Annotated in this window: 19 protein-coding genes, 1 tRNA gene and 2 pseudogenes; 10 read left to right on the forward strand and 12 right to left on the reverse strand. The window is 59.2% G+C overall.

The window, feature by feature from the left end:
- The first annotated feature begins 77 nt into the window (after positions 1-77).
- The 4 genes from ABVK50_RS02555 (at position 78) to ABVK50_RS02570 (ending at position 4590) form a co-directional block, all read left to right on the forward strand.
- Positions 78-1250, forward strand: coding sequence for a right-handed parallel beta-helix repeat-containing protein (locus tag ABVK50_RS02555; RefSeq protein WP_353642936.1), 1173 nt, complete (start codon positions 78-80; stop codon positions 1248-1250).
- A gap of 23 nt (positions 1251-1273) precedes the next feature.
- Positions 1274-1501, forward strand: a complete 228-nt coding sequence (locus ABVK50_RS02560; RefSeq protein ID WP_353642935.1) for a hypothetical protein — start codon at positions 1274-1276, stop codon at positions 1499-1501.
- A complete protein-coding gene (locus tag ABVK50_RS02565) occupies positions 1498-2178 on the forward strand; it encodes a hypothetical protein (RefSeq protein ID WP_353642934.1) in 681 nt (226 codons plus the stop codon). The genes ABVK50_RS02560 and ABVK50_RS02565 overlap by 4 nt, the downstream gene beginning before the upstream one ends.
- A 2199-nt stretch (positions 2179-4377) precedes the next feature.
- On the forward strand, positions 4378-4590 hold the full coding sequence (locus ABVK50_RS02570) for a DUF3102 domain-containing protein (protein ID WP_353646997.1): 213 nt from the start codon (positions 4378-4380) through the stop codon (positions 4588-4590).
- A 34-nt stretch (positions 4591-4624) separates the two neighbouring features.
- Here ABVK50_RS02570 and ABVK50_RS02575 read toward each other — a convergent pair whose 3' ends face one another.
- Positions 4625-4882: a hypothetical protein gene (locus ABVK50_RS02575; RefSeq protein ID WP_353642932.1), complete on the reverse strand. Its 258-nt coding sequence runs from the start codon at positions 4880-4882 to the stop codon at positions 4625-4627.
- Positions 4883-5182: 300 nt separating this feature from the next.
- Here ABVK50_RS02575 and ABVK50_RS02580 point away from each other — a divergent pair, with 300 nt between their 5' ends.
- Together ABVK50_RS02580 and ABVK50_RS02585 are read left to right on the forward strand one after the other, a co-directional pair.
- Positions 5183-5386 (forward strand): hypothetical protein, encoded by a 204-nt coding sequence (locus ABVK50_RS02580; protein WP_353642931.1) that lies wholly within the window; start codon positions 5183-5185, stop codon positions 5384-5386.
- A 537-nt stretch (positions 5387-5923) separates the two neighbouring features.
- Positions 5924-6145, forward strand: coding sequence for a hypothetical protein (locus tag ABVK50_RS02585; protein WP_353642930.1), 222 nt, complete (start codon positions 5924-5926; stop codon positions 6143-6145).
- Between the two features lie 12 nt (positions 6146-6157).
- Here ABVK50_RS02585 and ABVK50_RS02590 read toward each other — a convergent pair whose 3' ends face one another.
- From ABVK50_RS02590 to ABVK50_RS02600, 3 genes are all read right to left on the reverse strand, one after another.
- Positions 6158-6475, reverse strand: a complete 318-nt coding sequence (locus ABVK50_RS02590; protein ID WP_353642929.1) for a hypothetical protein — start codon at positions 6473-6475, stop codon at positions 6158-6160.
- 379 nt (positions 6476-6854) lie between these two features.
- Positions 6855-6928, reverse strand: a tRNA-Gln gene (locus ABVK50_RS02595).
- A gap of 253 nt (positions 6929-7181) precedes the next feature.
- Positions 7182-7985: a DUF4145 domain-containing protein gene (locus ABVK50_RS02600; protein ID WP_353642928.1), complete on the reverse strand. Its 804-nt coding sequence runs from the start codon at positions 7983-7985 to the stop codon at positions 7182-7184.
- 224 nt (positions 7986-8209) lie between these two features.
- Between ABVK50_RS02600 and ABVK50_RS02605 the strand changes: the two genes are divergently transcribed.
- Complete coding sequence (locus ABVK50_RS02605; RefSeq protein ID WP_353646998.1) at positions 8210-9154, forward strand: IS630 family transposase; 945 nt, start codon at positions 8210-8212, stop codon at positions 9152-9154.
- 542 nt (positions 9155-9696) lie between these two features.
- Here ABVK50_RS02605 and ABVK50_RS02610 read toward each other — a convergent pair.
- A pseudogene (locus ABVK50_RS02610) lies at positions 9697-9927 on the reverse strand (OsmC family protein); the annotation flags it as partial.
- An 81-nt stretch (positions 9928-10008) separates the two neighbouring features.
- Positions 10009-10437: a hypothetical protein gene (locus ABVK50_RS02615; protein WP_353642927.1), complete on the reverse strand. Its 429-nt coding sequence runs from the start codon at positions 10435-10437 to the stop codon at positions 10009-10011.
- A 191-nt stretch (positions 10438-10628) separates the two neighbouring features.
- Here ABVK50_RS02615 and ABVK50_RS02620 point away from each other — a divergent pair, with 191 nt between their 5' ends.
- The 3 genes from ABVK50_RS02620 to ABVK50_RS02630 are packed head-to-tail and all read left to right on the forward strand — an operon-like array spanning position 10629 to position 13352.
- Entirely contained in the window at positions 10629-12173 is a 1545-nt protein-coding gene (locus ABVK50_RS02620; RefSeq protein WP_353642926.1) for a Fic family protein, read from the forward strand.
- Positions 12166-12768 (forward strand): hypothetical protein, encoded by a 603-nt coding sequence (locus tag ABVK50_RS02625; RefSeq protein ID WP_353642925.1) that lies wholly within the window; start codon positions 12166-12168, stop codon positions 12766-12768. The genes ABVK50_RS02620 and ABVK50_RS02625 overlap by 8 nt, the downstream gene beginning before the upstream one ends.
- Positions 12769-12815: 47 nt before the next feature.
- The gene (locus ABVK50_RS02630) at positions 12816-13352 is read left to right on the forward strand and encodes a hypothetical protein (protein ID WP_353642924.1); all 537 of its coding nucleotides are present in this window, start codon (positions 12816-12818) and stop codon (positions 13350-13352) included.
- Positions 13353-13382: 30 nt separating this feature from the next.
- Here the strand turns inward: ABVK50_RS02630 and ABVK50_RS02635 are convergent, their stop codons facing one another.
- The 6 genes and pseudogenes from ABVK50_RS02635 to ABVK50_RS02660 all read right to left on the reverse strand — a co-directional run bounded on the left by ABVK50_RS02635 (position 13383) and on the right by ABVK50_RS02660 (position 18478).
- Entirely contained in the window at positions 13383-13739 is a 357-nt protein-coding gene (locus tag ABVK50_RS02635; RefSeq protein WP_353642923.1) for a nitrile hydratase accessory protein, read from the reverse strand.
- On the reverse strand, positions 13733-14365 hold the full coding sequence (gene nthA / locus ABVK50_RS02640) for a nitrile hydratase subunit alpha (protein WP_353642922.1): 633 nt from the start codon (positions 14363-14365) through the stop codon (positions 13733-13735). The genes ABVK50_RS02635 and nthA overlap by 7 nt, the downstream gene beginning before the upstream one ends.
- Positions 14366-14388: 23 nt before the next feature.
- Entirely contained in the window at positions 14389-15132 is a 744-nt protein-coding gene (gene nthB, locus ABVK50_RS02645; protein ID WP_353642921.1) for a nitrile hydratase subunit beta, read from the reverse strand.
- A gap of 31 nt (positions 15133-15163) precedes the next feature.
- Positions 15164-15558, reverse strand: a pseudogene (locus ABVK50_RS02650) (DUF1097 domain-containing protein).
- 45 nt (positions 15559-15603) lie between these two features.
- Positions 15604-16575, reverse strand: coding sequence for a GTP-binding protein (locus ABVK50_RS02655; protein ID WP_353642920.1), 972 nt, complete (start codon positions 16573-16575; stop codon positions 15604-15606).
- Between the two features lie 280 nt (positions 16576-16855).
- Positions 16856-18478, reverse strand: coding sequence for an MFS transporter (locus ABVK50_RS02660; protein WP_353642919.1), 1623 nt, complete (start codon positions 18476-18478; stop codon positions 16856-16858).
- Between the last annotated feature and the right edge of the window lie 11 nt (positions 18479-18489).

Here is an 18489-nt window from a genome sequence, read left to right on the forward strand (position 1 = left end):
TTGCGGAAGCCGAAATCAATCCGATTGCGCTCGGAGCCGACCCAGCCGGGACGGTCAATGCCAATACGTGGACGGCCATGCAAGCGGTGCTTGAAATAGGCCGCCCGATGGTTCTTACGCGGGGAACCTACTATCTCTCAACCCATCTTAGGCCGGCCAACGGCTCCAAGGTCGTCATCCGGGGCGAGCACCGCGACCTGGTCACAATCAAGGGCGCGCTGAATGTCGTCGGGTTCTTCTGCGATGCTACCGGGAACATCGCTACTGATAACCGAGTGGCAAGCTTCGATATCGAAGGCATCACCTTCGATGGCGAGTGGGTGCGCAGCACGTTCCCGTACAATGGCATAGGAGACGGTGGCGCAACGCCGAAGATGCGAACGGCATTCGCCCTGCGCGGGTTGCTCGACGGATCGTCGCACTTGCGCATTGCCAAGTGTCGGTTCAAGAGCCTGAAAGGTCCGCACTTCCAGGTCTTCTATTTCAAAGGCTCGTGCAACGTTACCGAGAACATTTTCACCCGGACCAAAGACCCAGGCATTCTGTTCTGTGCCAATGGCGGCTTCAACGATAACCAGATCGAATTTTCGGCTGACAATGGTTTCTCGTTGTCGCGGTCAAACCAGAATTTCGAGGTGCGCGGCAACAATGTGTTCGGTTGCTTGACGGGCGGCCTATTCGTTGGCTCCGTCGATCTCGACAAGACACAAATTATCAAGGCGACGGAAACGGGCGGCGGTTACGGTGCCGGCCAGGTCATGGCCCTTTCGACGGTCACTGCCGGAACGTTCGACACTGATTTAATCGGCCAATTGATAACGCTCGTAGGCGCAGCGCCTACCGATATCGCAGTGATGGAGGTCATTAACGTCACCAGCGAGACCGCGGCGACGGCTCGTACGCTCATGATCGTCCCCGTGTCCTTGCGGAATGTTGATGCAACCAGCTGGTCGATCGGACCGGATACGGCGACGGTCGATTTCTCTGTCACAGAGAACACCGTGCGTTGCTCCGGCGCGTCGAACATTTACGGCACGTACGGCTGCAAGCGCGGCACAGTGGACAACAATACCTTCGTCGGCGCGGGTATCATCATCGACAGCGAAAAAAGCGCAATCGGAACAATCAACCGCTCTAGCCCTACGCTCAACTTGAAGACGGTGGGCGATGGTGCGAAGTTTGCCGCCGATGACTTCGTCGTCTTGGTTCCCAAGCTCGGCACCAAGACCCTTTCATTTCGCAAATACTAAGCATTGCCGGCGATGTCCTGACCTTGAAGGACAACGCGCAGGAGTTCATGACGGAATGCACCGTTTGGCGCGCGACACGGGGCAGCGGCAATGGGTGGGGTGTCCTGTTTACAGGCTGGTTCCGCGACCTTGCAACGGGCCTGTTTGAGTACGTCGAAGACGTGACGGTGACGAACAACAAGGTGCTGCAGTTCCAGACTGGCGGCATCCTGTTGGCAACTCGTCGGGTTCGGCTCGCTACTGCGCCGTGAAGAACAACAGCGTCCGTATCATCCATCCGCGTGTCGCCGCGGGTACGGCGTCGCTCATAGGCGTACAGATCGGTGAACACTCTATCGATATGCGAGCAGTCGGGAACCGTGTTGACGGCAACCAGATCCGTCTTACGACGGACCCAATGGTTACGGCGTCGCGCGGCGTGTTTGTTCCGTTTACGGACGGCAGCTCTAGCTCAAGCGTCCTGCTAGGTGAAAACGAGTTCGCTTCGTGTACACAGAACTATCGGATCACCGAAGCCGGCGTTGATATGACGGTGAAGTACGCGCCGCGCTCGCTGAACTCAGACAATTTCACCCGCGTGGCGGCGCCGATTGTTTTGGGCGCACGTCCGTTCCTGACGAAGACTCTGCCGGGCGGAGTTCTGACGATTGATCAGACCCTGGTCCGCATCGTCAACGCGACCGGAGCAACGCTCACAGTTTCAAGCGTTGCCATCGCGCTGGCCAGTATGGGTGTGAACACGCCGTTTATTGTCATCCAGAACAACTCTTCTGGTGCCGCCAACACTTTGACGCTGACGCATGCAGTCGGCGCTTTCTGGTGCCCTGGTGCTACGAACTATGTCGTTCCCCAACGCGGAGGAGTGATCTGCATTGTCGATCCCGATCCAGCATCGCCAACGCTGCAAATTCTTGGTCCGATTGCGTAAGTGGTAACGAGGCAGTTGTTGCGCTCTGGAGGTTGAGCCGGGCGCGCGCTCCTTGTGGGCAGCTCGGGTACAAGACCGGCGAGCGAACAGTTCTTCCGTGACGTGGTTTCCTGAACCGGCTTTTGCCGTGCCCAGCGAACCTTGTCGCATAGGTCTTGATGAGAAAAAAGGGCCGGCGTCCTTGTGGGATCTCGGAGGAGAGAGAGGCAGACGCCGGCCTGTGACCATATGGGGATATGGCAATGATCAGAGCATAGAACTGTGAGGCACTGAAGTCAGCTTGGCTAATTGGCGAGGGTCACTCCGTCGATTGCGCACTTGACCGCTTTATGCCCGGGTGCAGGTAAGCCGGTGGAGTTTTCATCCACGGCGCTTTGTCTCCGGTGATTGCCTCAATCGCGGTTACAATAGCTGCATTCAGGTCTGTTAGTGCCCGTGAATGGGTGCTCGACGGCGCAACGAGCTGGGCGCAGCACGCGCGGTGCAGATCGGTCGCCGCTTGCATGAAGCGCTCCATTTCCGGCTAGGTGAGGTGGGTAGGTTGCTGACGTCTGAACATGGCTATCTCCGAGGGTTCTCGTCGCACTAGGACATTATTCCTTCGTTTTGGGCGTGTCACAACCGCCGGCCCCGCGCACAACAATAAAATTTTAAGGAACCACCCGCACAGTACGGGGCTGTATCAGCACGTCGGTTGACGTAGGGGATTGGTCATGGGTCGCGCCAGGACGCGGATCATATCTATCGCCGGGCATATGAGCTGGCGGCTAGCGGCCTGCACCTGGAACCCATCACCATTGTTGCCACCCTTATAAGGGAAGGCTACCCGGAAGCCGACAAGATCCTCGACAACCCGCTGCTCCGGGCTGATTTGCGTCTAGTCTGCTCCCGCAACTGGCCGGGAACGCACGCTATCCGGGGCCGAGAACTGACGGTCAAGCCGGCACGCGAACAGGACAATCTCGCAGACGCGCCGGCGCTGCGGAAATTCCATCGGCCAAAGCAGTAAGAAAAGCCCGGCAGCGCAGGGGGAGTTCTGCCGGGCTTTTCTAGCCCAAGATCGCCGGAACGAGGTACGAACGCCGGGCAGCGGAACAAACTTGCCGCCATAACGACGATGCGCTGGCATGGTTAAGGGATTGCTAAAGGCACTTCGCAAATACCCAGATCTGATGATCGACAGGGAGGCCGCCCCGGCAACCACCGTTCACGGAGCCGGTATGTGAGGTAATCCACATACGCGCCATCCAATGCCAGCTAATATCCGATCAAACCTTTCCTCCCGAAGGTTCACCGCAGAGCCCCGACCGATAAGCCCCTTCTCGGTCGGGTCCTTTTCTTATCCTGTGGCCTTCGATGCGTCGAATCTTGCACGCTTGATTAGAAGCGCGCACGATCCTTGGCTCCGAACCCGGACAGGGAGAACAGGGATGAAGCGATTTCTTGCGCTCGCAGTAATTGCAGTGTTGGTGGTGTCCACTGGGTGCCAAACCGGTAGCAATTCAGGCGCGGTAGCCGCCTCGAATGCCTGCCTCCACTCACACTCCACCAGGATGGGATCGAGCGGCTACTGCTGATCGCGACCGGCTCTTCTCGCGCCAGAATGGGATTCGTGGCCCCTCAGTCGGCGCAGAACCGTCGCTTTTGTTTATCTATTGCGCCTAGCGTCGCTTTCATGCAAGGAATCGTCATTCTTAAGCACGAGATGCGAATTGCTTGCACGACCGCCTGCCGCCGATCCCCGCGTGAAATCCCTCTGCAGCGAATTCGACATCGAGATTATTCCGGCGCACATCTATCCCCTGCCTGGGCAAACTCGGGCGCCAGTGACAATCCGAAGGATCATCGATCGCCACGGCGAGGCGCATGCGAGGCTCGTGCTGTGCATCCTGGCCGAGGGCAGGGGCAACAACGCGCTGATTGACGAAACCAGCCTCTGGGCTATCTCCGATCTGCTGCTGGCCTGCCCGGACGTCGTCGAGGGCAGCACGTCGGATCTTCTCGACCTCTTCGACGGCATTCCCCTTGGCCCCTACATGGCAATCGCCAATGAACTATCCGGCCATGTCCATCAGCGGGCCGCGCTGGTCGGCATGCTCTATCTGCACGTTCGTCGCCTGCGCGAAACGTCCCTGACAGGCCGTGAGGCGGGGCGACACAAGATGGAGCGTGCCAACGCCAGCGAGATCGAGAAGGGCCGTGCGGCCATTCCGGAAGGGAGCCCATCGGACCGTCAAGGAGAAGATCGAGATCGGTCGCCATTTGATCGCCAAGAAGGCAGCGCTACCGTGGGGCCATTTCGGGCCGTGGCTGCGGGAATCGGGTCTCAGCCCTCACATGGCGCATCAGTGCATGGCGATGGCCAGGGGAGAGCGCCAGCAGGCAGAGCGCGAACCAGATCGATCTGCCTGAATACCAAGAGGCGGTCTGACGGGCCGCGAGGAAGTCACTGTGACCGCTCGATGGCAAATGTCGGCGCGTCGTCTCCTTCGCCGGCATGGAGGAATTCAACCAGCGTCGACATAAGCCGTTCGGCGACGATGCGGTTCATCGCCAATTCGATCTGACCGGTTTCGGTCTCAAGCTCCAGCAATCCAATCAGTGGGTCAGCCGAGAGCAGGGTAGCGTCGCTTGCAAGCAGTTTGGTGAAACCGCTTTTGCTGGGCTTACGTTTCATTGGTGCCATCGCGACCTTCGCCACCATGATTCAGGGACGACGAACTCGACGCCGCTTCTCGATATTCCATAGGAACCATTGCCAGACCACGTGCGCATATGAGCGTAGGAGCCGCATCCAGTCTCTCCTCCTAGTCGCCCCCGTTCGGCGAAGATGCCGAAATTAGGGTATGTTCGCAAGCTGATTGCCGACGCTCGGGGCGGCTCAGGCGGGCAAAGGCAGCGGAACTTAGCGACGCCTAAATTCCAATGCTCAGAATTAGCGATCGGTCAACGATTCCAGTCGTTTCATGAAGGAGCGCGGGGGCGTGTCCTTTTGGAGGAAGCCATGCAATCCGATTTTGCTGGCGCGCGCCTGTGTCTGGAAAAAGCCTTCCATCTTCTCGGCGGCAGTAATGTCGTGAGCGTCCAAGCGCGGGAGGCGATCGGCCTCCTGATCGCGGCGATGATGAGCGAGGAGGAAGGCCAAGCCGGGAAGCCGGAGACGTCGCTCCGGCCGGCGTCTGATCACTCGATCACCTTTGGCGCATGAAGCGTCCGCCCGCCGGCTACGTGCCACCCAGACGCGATCCTGTCGAGATTGACCGTGAGATGAAGGATTGGCTCAACAGGCGCCGTGCGGCCCGCGGAGAGCCGCTGCTGCCGCATATGCCGACTGGACAGGAGATGCCTAACCTGGCCCGCTGCTCCGAAAGGGGTGGCGGGCCTTTTTTGCGTTTGAGGCGGAACAAGCTGTTGCCTGGGCAGTTCCTTGAGTTCTCCAAGGTGGGTCCCAATACCATCCTTTGGAACTAGAAACCCGCCGCTGCATTAGGTAAGGCCTCCGGCGGGTTTCTTGCCTAGGCCTACCCCCGGACGATATTTTGGGAACCACATTTAACCATCGCGGTTTTCAGGTGGTCCAAGGTTCATTCCCTCGACGCACCTACCTTGGAAAGAAGGAAGCCCGCCGTTGCTCCCCAAACTCGCGGCGGGTTTCTTGCGTCGGGCGCTGGCGGGGGATGGCGGGTTTTGCATTTCAACCCCCGACTCTGCTCTTAATACTCCATCCTGGTCTGCCGGTGCACAAATGACCGCAGAAATCGCGATCTTGAACAAGACGGCTGTGGCTCTTGCTACAGATAGTGCCGTGACGATTTCCGCCGGACTCGATCACCAGAAGATATACGACACTGCCGACAAGCTGTTCGATCTAGGCGGCGCCACTCCCATTGGGCTCATGATCTACACCGGCATGCAGTCCATGCAAAGAGCCCGCCTCGTTAAGTCAGGCGGGCCCTTGTCCGCTTGATGTAACGGACAGTTACATTGCGTTCACCGCACGGCACAGATCGGTGAACTTGACGTCCGTGTTTGTCTCGCATGACGCCTTCAGGCTGGCCCTGTCGGCTTCAGTCAAGGCTTCATATGTGGTCCGGATCTCCGCTTCGGGGCGCATCGTGGCCATGGATTCGTCAGTATAAAACTGATGGATGTTGGGACCGGCGAGATAGTTCGAAGCGTCGCTTCCGCCGCCGCCCGGCTCGTTATCGGTTCCGCCTGCATCCGGTTGTGTCTGGGCGTACGCGGCTCCTGAGATGGCCAGAACCACGGAGAATGCTGTAGCTAGAAGAAGTTTCATGACGTTTCCTTCCCGTCTGGATTCGAGAGTCATTCGCTGACCGCGTCCAACAGCCGTGCCGGCGAAATGTTCCTAATTGCACTCCAAAACAGCTCGGACCGGACGTCAAAACTCCGGTAGAATTCGGCTCTAGCTAGTGTTCAGGTTGAGGCGGCAAGCAGTCGTCGTGCAGGGTCGAATGATCTGGCCCCAGCCTCTCCCGCAGCTTCTACTGCCACAATTCGCGCTGCCACCATAACCAGACGATCGATCTGGTGACCTGGTGCCAAAGCTGAAATGCTCAAAGTGCGGCGGCAAGAAGATCGGGCCTGATCAAGACGCCGCCTTCGACCACGGCCGGCTGGGTCAATCCCTACATCAAGTCGAAGGGTCAGTGAGGTGGTTCCCGCTCATGGATTCGAACCACGATTCACGCCGTCAAAGGGCGGTGTCCTACCGTTAGACGAAGCGGGAATGTGCAGCAGCGTCAGAGATCGGCTGCCCTGCATATCACATCGGAGAAGATCGAGCCGGTCTCGTTGAAGCTTTTTCAGATGTGCCAGCACTTGCTTGTCGGTCAGCGTGCACCGTGAGCCGACCATGCTGGAGCAGTTCCGGGCTGGCTTTCATCTTCTCCAGCGCCTTGTAGAGTTCGGCGGCGATCTCCAAGCCAACCAGGTGCGGGAAAGCCCGGCAAGAGGGCGGGGTTCCTGCCGGGCTCTCCTAGCTAGGCCAATACTGAGCCCGGACATTCCGGGCAGCGGAACAAACTTGCCCACCTTCGTAACGATGCCCCGACATGGTTAAGGAACCCTGAAAGAAGATATCCGGCGGGCGGTGTTGTTGCTGACGAGACCGGCGAACGTCTGACCAAATCTAATCGCCACCGCTTTCCTTGTCGCCTCCCCCCATCTCGACGCTTTATCTGCTCAAGTGCACCTGGAGGAAGACCGACGAAGAGCTCGTCGATATGCTTCGGACGAGTAATCATGTATTCGCAAATTATGTTGACCAAATTGAACAGCTTCTCAGCTGTCGCTCGGACGTCGTCCTCACTCATAGTGCCCGGATGAACGGCGTTATTGCCTGTCACGCGAACAATATCGAGGGCCTTTTGCACTTGTGGATCAAGGCCCTTTCTCACAAGGACGGCAATGTCTTCGTTGATATTTTTCCCGTCTTCACCCAGTTCCATGCACAAGTGCTGTATTGCCAGTCGAAGAAGTGCCGCAGCAGCTTTAGCAGAGTGGGGAAATACCTCAGCAGCCTCGAGGTAGTCCTTCCGCACCAACTCCGGCATATCTTCAGAGGGAAGCGGCGCCTCGAAGGTAGGCCGCCAGAGCATCCGTGTATGCAGCCATATCGCAAACTGACTGCATTCCCGGCATTGCGACAAGCTCAGATTCACGAGGTGGAAGTCGGGATATTTGTCGCCTTTCTCCGTGAACAGTAAGCCAGAGGCAAGCTTGCGATAATAAGCGGTTATTTCCCGAACCGTCTCGCGTTCCAATTTGGAGTTTTCTTCCATCATTTTGGTACTAGCTTCCGCCTCAGCAGCAGTCCAAACCCCTGAGGATTTGCTTTCTCGCAAATCGACGCTGAGCCAGGTTTGCGAGGTCAGAGTTCCGCAATGCGGGCAGCTAAACGCAGTTCCGGCCGTGCTAGAGCATCTTCAATGAACGCGGAGTCGGTTTGAGGATTCACGCGGTCGGGTTTGTCTGATTCACTGCTCTTGGTGATTTGCAGGAGGTTGTGATGACGAGGAGCCTTAGCGGCGACCTTCGCGGTCGGGTGATTGCTGCGATTGAAGACGGGGTTTCGACGCGGGAGGCGGCGCGGCGCTTTCGGATCGGGATCTCGACGGCGGGGGCCTGGCATCGCCGCTATCGCGAGACCGGCGAGATGCAAGCACGCAAGCAAGGCCAGCCGTCGCGCTCGAAGCTCGATACGCACGAGGCTTTCATTCTCGCCCTGATCGAGGATGCGCCGGACATCACGCTTGCCGAGATCGGGGAGCGCCTTGCCGCCGAACTCGGCGTGCGTGCGGCACCCTCGACGGTTTGGCTGTTCCTCGACCGGCGCGGCATCACGTTCAAAAAGACGGCGCACGCCTCAGAGCAGCAGCGCCCCGATGTCCTGCGCCGCCGCATTGCCTGGTTCGACGGTCAGCTCGACCTCGACCCCGAAAGACTGATCTTCATCGATGAGACCGCGGCGTCCACGAAAATGGCCCGGTTACGTGGCAGGGCGCCATGTGGCGAGCGATGCCGGGCGGCCGTTCCACACGGCCATTGGAAGACAACCACGTTCACCGCCGGTCTGCGGCTGGACGGCATGGCCGCGCCGATGCTGCTCGACGGCCCGATGAACGGTCCGGCGTTCCTGGCCTACGCCGAGCAAGTTCTCGCGCCCGAGCTTCGCCCCGACGATATCGTGATCATGGATAATTTGCCGGCCCACAGGATCAGCGGCGTGCGCGAGGCCATCGAGAAGGTCGGGGCGCGGCTCCTGTTCCTGCCGCCATACTCGCCGGACTTCAACCCGATCGAGATGGCCTTCTCCAAGCTCAAGGCCCTGCTCAGAAAGGCCGCTGCCAGAACCGTCGACGAACTCTGGTCCGTTGTCGCCGATTGCCTCGCAGCGTTCACCGCCCAGGAATGCCGGCACTACTTCGAGGCAGCAGGATATGACCCGGATTAAGTCGAATCTGCTCTAGGCGCAACATACTTGCCCCGGATGATCCCACCCATTCCCCCTCCTATGTCGCATCTATGTCGCGTGGATACGCCGAGTGTCGCAGGAAACCCTTGGAAATCAACGGTAGCTGTTTGCAACATGGCGCGACATGGCGCTTGAGAAAGTCAGAGCTAAATGCTTGAAAATGTTGGTGCCCAGAGGCGGAATGAAGAGAACTGCCTATGTGGCTGTTTCAGAATGCATTTTCGATGCGAAATGAGTCGCAAATACCAACATAAATACCAACAGAATTTTTCTGTGGATTGGTGCGGTTCCCAACTCGGTAAGCGTCCGTCTCGAAAGTTTTGGAGCGGTGGCTTTGAAGCAGCTCGCTGACAATGCCGTAGCTGGTGTCGCGGAGGTCACGCAGATGTTGGAATCGGGCGGCGCCACCCCTGGCGCCGCTCATTTTGGTCGACTAGCGCAGCGACCAGAACGCTACCCTGAGTTCATTGGTCAACAGCTCCGGCTGTTGGCGGTCTTCGCGGGTTGAGATTTGACTGGGTTCAGACGAGGTTTGTCTCGACGTCGATGTTGCCGCGGGTGGCCTTCGAGAACGGGCAGATTTCGTGGGCCGCATGGATGATTTCGTGCGCGACGTCGCGATCGATGCCCGGCACGCTGACGTTGAAGCGCGCCCGCAAGAAGTAGGAGCCGTCGTCGACGTTCAGGTCGATCTCGGCATCGACCTCGGCACCAGCCGGAAGCTTGATGTTTCTCTGGGAGGCGGCGTGTTCGCAGACCGCAGGCAGGCTGTACGCCTTGGTTGGGTAAAGGGCGTCGGCAACGAGAGGACGGAGCTGGGACTTCATGGCGTTTTATGCCCGCCGCAGCGTGGCAAGGCCGATCCAGTCGGCATCGCCGGGCCTTTTGACCTGCCAGTACTTCCAGCCATCGAGGCTCGGGCGACCACCACTTTTCGTGATGGCGACTGCCCCGGCCGCGGCGGACGGGCTGTTGAAACGCTGGCCCTCAACGACCCACGCCGAATTCTCGATCACGCCGCGATGCTCCCGCCCGCGATATTCCATACGCAGCTCGGTTCCGGCTGGAAGGCTGACTCCTTTGCCGGTCCAGGCACCGCCGTCCCGCTTCGCCCCGTTTGACCCTGCGCGAGGCTGCGTGGGCGCGCCGAGATGGAGCAGCCGCCGCAGAACGGCATTTGGCGTTTCCGCGAAGCTCGTGCGGCTGGTTTCAATCAGCTTGTGAACGTCAATGTCGATCTCGATGGTTCTCATCCCGGTCATGTTCAACTCCTCCGTTAATTTCTCCCTTATGGCTATTTCATAAGAAATATATTTTCAAGCAGTTGTTTCAGCTGACTTGAGAATCGCTTTTCGGTTAATGGGTGTTTGACGCATCGTTTTTCACGAACTAGAATCAATTTTCATGGATTCAGCGGACTCGGACCCAAATTCGATAGCAAGGTACGGTTTTCATGGCTGCGCCACAGCAGCATCAGTTTTCAGGGCCGGTGAACGTTTTTCAGGAAATACGCCTTCCTGAAACCGCGACGCCTGCCGGGTATAGCGCCCTGATCGGCGCCTACGGGCTCGCCGTGCCGTTGCCGCGGAAGCTTTCCGCCGCCGGCGAACATCACCGCATTACCGAGCGGGACGGCTGGCGCATCATGACACCCCGCCACGCGCCGCACCCGACGCTGGAAGGCCACCTGACCTTCGCCCTCAAATACGAAGGCCTCGACCTGGCCCTCATCAAGCGGTTATTCCAGGCGACTGGCCCCGCGCCGATCGAAGCGCTCGTTCGCGCAAGCCCGACCGGCAGCTACGCCCGGCGAATCTGGTTCTTATATGAATGGCTCACCGGAACGCGCCTCGATCTGCCCGATGCGGACGCCGGACGCTACGTTCCGGTCGTCGATCCCGAGCTGCAATGGGCGGCACCGGAAAGAACCGCCTCGCGCTACCGCGTGAAGGACAATCTGCCCGGCACCCCGGAATTCTGCCCGCTGGTCTTCCGCACCAGGACTCTTGACGAATTCATCGGCATGGAGCTGCCGCAGCGCGCGCAGGCGATCGTGGCCGATGTGCCGCGCGACCTTCTCGCACGGACCGCTGCTTTCCTTCTGCTCAAGGACTCGCGCTCAAGCTACGCGATCGAAGGCGAGCGCCCGCCGCAGGACCGCATCCAGCGCTGGGGCCGCGCCATCGGCGAAGCCGGCCGACAGCCGATCGATCGCGACGAGCTGCTGCGCCTGCAACGAATCGTGCTCGGCGATGCCCGTTTCGTCAGACTCGGTTTCCGCGATGAAGGCGGCTTCGTCGGCGAGCACGACCGCGACAGCCGCATGCCACTGCCCGACCATATCAGCGCGCGGCCCGAGGACCTCGCCTCCCTGATCGACGGCATGGTCGCCTTCGACGGCGGCCCGGCGCAAGGCCTGGACGCCGTGATCGCCGCCGCGATCCTTGCCTTCGGCTTCGTCTACATTCATCCGTTCGAGGACGGCAACGGCCGCATTCACCGCTACCTGATCCACCACGTGCTCGCGATGCGCGGCTTCAACCCGGCCGGCGTGGTGTTCCCCATCTCGGCCGCCATCCTGGATGAGATCGATGAGTACCGGCGGGTGCTGGAGAGCTATTCGCAGCGCCTGTTGCCGCTGATCGAATGGGAGTCGACGCCGCAATTCAACGTGCGCGTCCTGAATGACACCGGCGATTTCTACCGCTTCTTCGACGCAACGCCCCACGCCGAATTCCTTTACGCCTGCGTCCGCAGAACGATCGAACGGGATCTTCCGGAGGAAACCGCCTTCCTGCAGCGCTACGATCAGTTCCGGCAGAAGGTCGATTCCTTCATCGACATGCCCGAGCGATTGACCGATCTGCTCTTCCGCTTCTTGCAGCAGAACGGCGGCCGCCTCTCGAACCGCGCCCGCGAAAAGGAATTCGCGGCGCTGACGGATGCGGAGGCGGAACGCATCGAGGCAATCTATCGCGAGGTCTTCAGTAATGGCTGACGCGGGGGCGAGCGCCATCAACTATCCCGAATGGACGGAATATCGCAAAAAGAACGGTCTCGACCCGCTCGGCATGCAGAACAGCAGCGTCAGCCTGTATCAGACGCTCCTTCCTGGCATCAGTAACGTGACGCTGCGCATGCGCTACTACGGGCTCTATGCCTGGCTCTGCCGCACTTATGCGAAGACGGACGGGGACACGAACCCCGAATCGTGGAAGCGCTTCATTCGCCGGGCGGAAGCGCTCTTCGCCCTCATCGCCTGCCGGCATGGCAGCGAGGCCGACGTCGCCGGAATCGAATGGGCGCAGGAGGTTCTGAACGGTGCAACGGGCGAATTCATCGAATTCGCGGCGGCGGCCGAACCGGGGAGCGAGGAATCCAAGGATCACGAACTGCCGATTCCCAGCCCCTCCCTGGGCGATCCGCTCGCTCTCGTGTTCGAGGAGAGCGTCGGAGAGGCGGCGACCTTGTATCTGGAGGTCCTGCAGCGCGGCAGCGTAACGAAGGCAGAACTTGACCGCCTGCACCGTGTCTCCCCCCCGAGATCACGCTCGCAGGCAGGGAGCGCAGCCTCTACGAGGAGATACTTCTGAAGCCGGCCGACGTTGCCAATGCGGGATCGCGCTCGCGGCAGCACACCGTGCTGCTCGTCCTGACGATTGCAGCGCTGCTCGGCCGCGAACCCAAACCCGATGAAGTGCGCTGGATACTCTACGTGGGATGCGACCGCACCGGCCGCGGCCTAACGCCCGGCTCGCCCGAGCTCGAAGCGCAGTGCCAACTCTGGTGGGTGTACCACGCGAACCATCTTTGCCATATCGCCCTCGAAACCTTGCTGAAATTCACGCTCGACACTCTTGGCGAGCACCCTGCGGGCATCACGCTCGCCCGGTTGATCCCGCTTTGCGTTGACCGCATTCTGGAGTCTGCAGAGCACCCGCCAGTGCACTGGAGCGCGTTCCTCGATTCATTGCAGCCGGCTGCGAATGCCTATGCCGCAGATGAGGGGACCGAATGGGCATTGTGCGATGCCATTATAAGCGCGCGGGCCGCAGCGACGAGCGGGTATGCCGCCTGTCCGGTCAAAATGGGGTGCGCTCCAGACGGCTGTCGAAATTGGTCTTGTCTGCCAGGAAGCGCAGTTGACGAGTTCCCCAGGGTTGGCCAGTTGATGTGACGCGCCAAAGTGTTTCGACCGGGAAATTCTCTACCGATGGTCAACGTACAAACCTACATTGTTGAGATGAAAGATCTCGCGCATTTCCTGTGTCGTTAGCAGGTTCGTCTTTACGACAGCCCTCTCAAGCGCCGTGAGGAATTGTTCGTAGTAATTCCAGGATGAGCGATCCAACGGATGGAACTCCTCCCACCGCTTGATCGAAGAGATCAGCTCGTCCCGAAAATCGTCCCATTCGAAGTAACCCTCCTTGGCGAGCGCAAGTGCAAGCCCGAACGAAGTACGCTCCCATTCGGAACCAAAGCACAAGGTGCCGTTCGCCCGTGGCGGGCTATCGGCGCTACCCATCATCTCGGTGACCGCGAAATGTTCGAACTGAGTCAACATGGCAGGTCCTTAGGCAGTTTCGCGACGGCGACACCCATCATCGCCTCAGGCGTGACGAGAACCTCAAGTTCGGCCTCCGACAGGCCTTCCGTTCCTGCCGGTCGCTCCGGCACAACGAACCAGCGGATCTGGGCGCTCGAATCCCAGACCTTGACCTCGATGTCCTTGGAGATGGGCAGGCCGAATTCAGCGAGCACGGCGCGCGGTTCTCGCGCGGCCCGGCTGCGGAAGGTCGGATCCTTGTACCAGTAGGGTGGCAGGCCCAGCACCGGCCAGGGGTAGCAGGAGCAGAGCGTGCAGATAATCAGATTGTGAACGCCTGGAGCATTGGCGACGGCTCGCATGTGTTCGCCCTCGGCGCCGGCCATGCCCTCCGGCAGCGCGAGTTCAGCAATCGCCTTTGGCGTATCTGCGATCAATCTCTCCTGAAAGGCCGGATCGAGCCAGGCGCGGGCGACAATCTTGGCGCCGTTGAAGGGGCCCATTTTGGTCTCGAAGAACTCGAGCACTGTATCTACTGTTCGATCGGTAATGATACCCTTCTTGATGAGCAAGGCTTCGAGCGCCCGCACGCGGGCGGCGCTGTATGCTTCTCGGTCTTCGCGATATTTGAAACGTTCCGACATGTCGGTTTCCTCGATGATTGTGTTCAGGCAGTCTTCTCGACAATCGCATCATCGACCGCTGCGACGTAGCGAGCGTAGAGGTCGGCATAGAGGCTGAAGTTCGGCTCCGAATTCCCCGGCCAGAGATCTGCTGGGTCAAAGCGCACGCAGTAGACGGCCATGGCCGGGCCTACACCGTCGGGACCGGTGTCGCAGAGATAGGCGTAGGCTCCGGGATAGATGGTCTCGACAGTACCGATCTTGTTGCGCAGATAGCCCGGCAGGCGGGTGTGCTCCAGGCTGGGAACGTCGTTGATCCTGACGGCGTCGCCTGCAGAAAATTCGACTGTCACAATCACGTCGCACTTTGGGCTGTCGCCTTCGACGAGATACTGGACCACGCGGTTATCGATCGTCGTGTCGCCTGCGGCAGGCAGCGGTTTGAACGGATCCTGATAATAGTCTTCCGTCAGCGCATCGAGTTCCTCGGCCGTGATGTAGCCGTGTTCGATGAAGTAGCCGGAAATGCCGCTGAGCCATTTTTCGTAGTACCGGAACTTGAAGTAGTCGAAAGGATTCAGGCCTTCGGCTCCCTTGCGAAGGTCCGCCCATGTCCAGACGGTGTTGAACAAGGACGGCGTTGCCGGTAGCGGGAGTTGTGCGGACAGCGCCATCATAGCCGTGTGGATGCCAAAGATGCGGGCTTCCCACGGTTCGATGAAGACGCGGGTATCCGTGCTTACAGGACCAAGCCCTTCCAGTCCGCCAAGGTAATGCTGGAGTTTCATAAGGATTTTCCTTGTCTTAAAGAATGATCGTTCAGACGGTCTTTGGCCGCGATCCGAACAGGCTGGTGTCCAACTGCGGAGCGTAGCGAAAGACGATAGTCAGCGGCATTTCAGCCATCGCGACGAACGTGGGATGAGACAAAGCCGACGTCATCATCGTGGTGTCGGTTACAGCCGACGGGTTGACGAAAATGGCTGCAAACCGAGGGAGAACCGGCCCGAACTGAATAATGAGCAGTGTGATCGATGCGATTGCGATGCCCGTCCAGTTGGAGACGAGCGACTTCATCAGTCTCGTTTGTCGGCCGCCGCAGGCGAAAAACGACGCCCATGCGATGAAGGTCACCAAGATTGGAACAGGAAAATTGTTGCCGTGATGTAAGTGTCGATCGTGCCAAAAACGCCAAGGCCGATGATCGCGCCAATATGGGCCGCATGACGTCTTCTCCTTGTTTGTTATGAGGAAAGGGATCACGTGCCGAGGGCAGAGGCGGGGAGAACGCAAGCTTCGAGCCCGCGGCGAAGTTCGGCTTCGTCCAGATCGCGGCCGATGAAAACGACCGCGGTCTGGCGGGGATCTCCGATCCAGGGTTTTCCGGGTCGGCCTTCAAGCGTCATGTGGACGCCATGAAAAACATAGCGGCGCGCTTCGCCAGCGAAATTCACGATGCCCTTCATGCGCAAGATGTCGGCGCCTCTGGCCTGCACGAGGCGGTTCAGCCAGCCGCTGAAACCGGCCGGATCAAGCGGCTGGTTTTCCCGAAGCGCTATACAGGTGATCGACTGGTCGTGTTCATGCTCATGGTCCTCGAGGATCGATGGTTCGATCGAAAGGATGTTCTTGAGGTCGAATGCGCCAAGATCGAGAACGTCATCCATCGAAATCGCACAGGCTTCAGTGTTGACGATCCGAGCCAGCGGATTGAGCTGCCTGATCTTGTTTTCCGTCCGGAGGATATCGGCGTCTGTCACGAGATCGGTCTTATTGAGCAGAATGAGGTCAGCGAAGCCGATCTGCTCGACTGCCTCATCCTGCGTCAGCTGCTGCGCAACATGCTGTGCATCCACCACGGTGATGATCGCATCGAGCTCGACGCGTTGCGAGAGGACTTCATCAAGGATGAAGGATTGGATGACCGGGGCGGGATCGGCCAGACCGGAGGTCTCAATGACGATGCGATCGAAAGGGCGACCGGATTGCAGGATACCATGAAGCGCGTCGATCAGGTCATCCCTAACCGTGCAGCAAATGCAGCCGTTGTTCAGCTCGACGACATCATCTGTTGTCTCGACGACCAGCTTTCCGTCTATGCCGACCTCGCCATACTCGTTGACGATAACGGCTATGCGTTCGCCATCGCGTTCAGAGAGGAGGCGGTTAAGAAGCGTCGTCTTGCCCGAGCCGAGGAAGCCGGTCAGAATCGTTGCTTTAAGCTTCTTCATTTTCTTTCCCAAAGCTAAAGGCAACACTTAAATCAGCCCGATCTATCAGGATCAGGAGGATGATCCGTGTTGCAGTCGAAAATATCGCCGCTCGGAGGCGGTTGCTGACGATGATTCCTGGACGGAGGCGCTCTGCATTCAACGGGCCGAGCCAAATGGGGCCTGGCGCTCGAGGAGCCTTTGGCGAACCATCCGTCTGGCGTCTCGATCGGTTTTCGGTCGAGCGGCGTTCTCAAAAAAGCAAATCGCGGCGCCGCATACGCGACGCCGCGATGATCGATTACGTCTTGAGGTCGCGGCCGCGCGTCTCCGGCAGAAGGAAAGCGCCAACCACCGAAGTCAAACCGGCGATTGCGACGGTGTACCAGAGACCGCCGAAGATATTTCCGGTCGACAGCACGACGGCCGTTGCCACAAAGGGAGCAAATCCGCCGATCCAGCCATTGCCGAGCTGCAGCGCTACCGAAACGCCGCTATATCGGATCCGAACAGGAAAGAGTTCGACCAGAAGCGCCCCGAGCGGCCCGTACACCATGGTCGCCAGGAAGACCAGGCTGAAGAGGATGGTGACGACCATTGAACCGTTCGGCTGAACGGGCGTACCGGCTGCCGGCATCCCCTTTTCGGAGAGGCCCGCGAGGAGATCGCCCTCGCTAAAGGGCTTTGCCTCTTCGCTGTTGATCTGGAATCTGAGCGGCTGGTTGTCGTTTTTCACTGTATAGGGCACAGCCTTTGCAGTGAGCAGTGCCTTCACTTTCTGGCATTGCGTCGTCGTCTGCGGGCTGAACAATTGCCCAACGAAAGACTGATCGTGGCTGCAATCGTTGCCGACCAAAAGCACGGATGTCTTCGAGCGGAATTCCGCCAGCGCAGGGTTACCGTATGTCGCCAGCCCCTGAAACAGCGGCATGATCAGCAGTGCGGAGAGAGCGCATCCCGTTACGACGATCCATTTTCGACCAATCCTGTCGGAGAGCCAGCCGAAAAACAGGAAGAACGGCGTGCCGAGCGTTAGCGCGACCAGAAGGTAGAAGTTCGCCTGGTCATGCGTCATCTTAAGCGTGGTGGTCATGAAGTACAGGCTGTAGAAGTGGCCGGTGTACCAGACGACTGCCTGACCGGCGACGACACCGAAGATCGCAACCAGCACTAGGCGCAGGTTCTTGCCGTCCGCGAAGGTGTCGGCGATCGGATTTTTCGAGCCCTTGCCCTGCGCCTTCATCTCTTGGAAGACCGGCGATTCGTGCAGTTTGAGGCGGATATAGAGCGAGAGGACCAAGAGCAGGATCGATCCGATGAAGGGTATGCGCCAGCCCCAGCTCGCAAAATCTTCCGCCGATAGGGAAGCCCGGCACAGGACGATCACGATCAACGACAGGAACAGGCCGAGCGTTGCTGTGATCTGGATCCAGCTTGTTGTAAAACCTCGCCGATCGAAGTCAGAGTGCTCCGCCACATAGGTGACCGCACCACCGAACTCGCCGCCAACTGCCAGCCCCTGCAGCAGACGCAGTCCCACCAGCAAAGCAGGAGCCGCCCAGCCGATGGATTCGTAGGTCGGCAACAGTCCGATGGCCGCAGTGGCAAGGCCCATCAACAGCATCGTGACGAGGAAGGTTTTCTTTCGGCCGACAAGGTCACCGAGCCGGCCGAACACGATTGCCCCAAATGGGCGAAGCACAAAACCTGCCCCGAAGGTCGCGAGCGCTGCAAGCAAAGCCGCCGTCTCATTTCCCTGCGGGAAGAACAAGGTACTGAAGAAGGCGGCCAGCGAGCCGTAGATGAAAAAGTCGTACCATTCGAACACGGTCCCGAGTGCGGCTGCGAACACGGTACGTTTCGTGCTCACTCCCGGAGCGTCAGCTTGCGGGGAAACCGTTGACGTCATTTCATGAACAGACATGGCTAGCCTCC

The sequence above is a fragment of the Mesorhizobium sp. WSM2240 genome (assembly GCF_040438645.1).
Lineage (GTDB): Bacteria > Pseudomonadota > Alphaproteobacteria > Rhizobiales > Rhizobiaceae > Allomesorhizobium.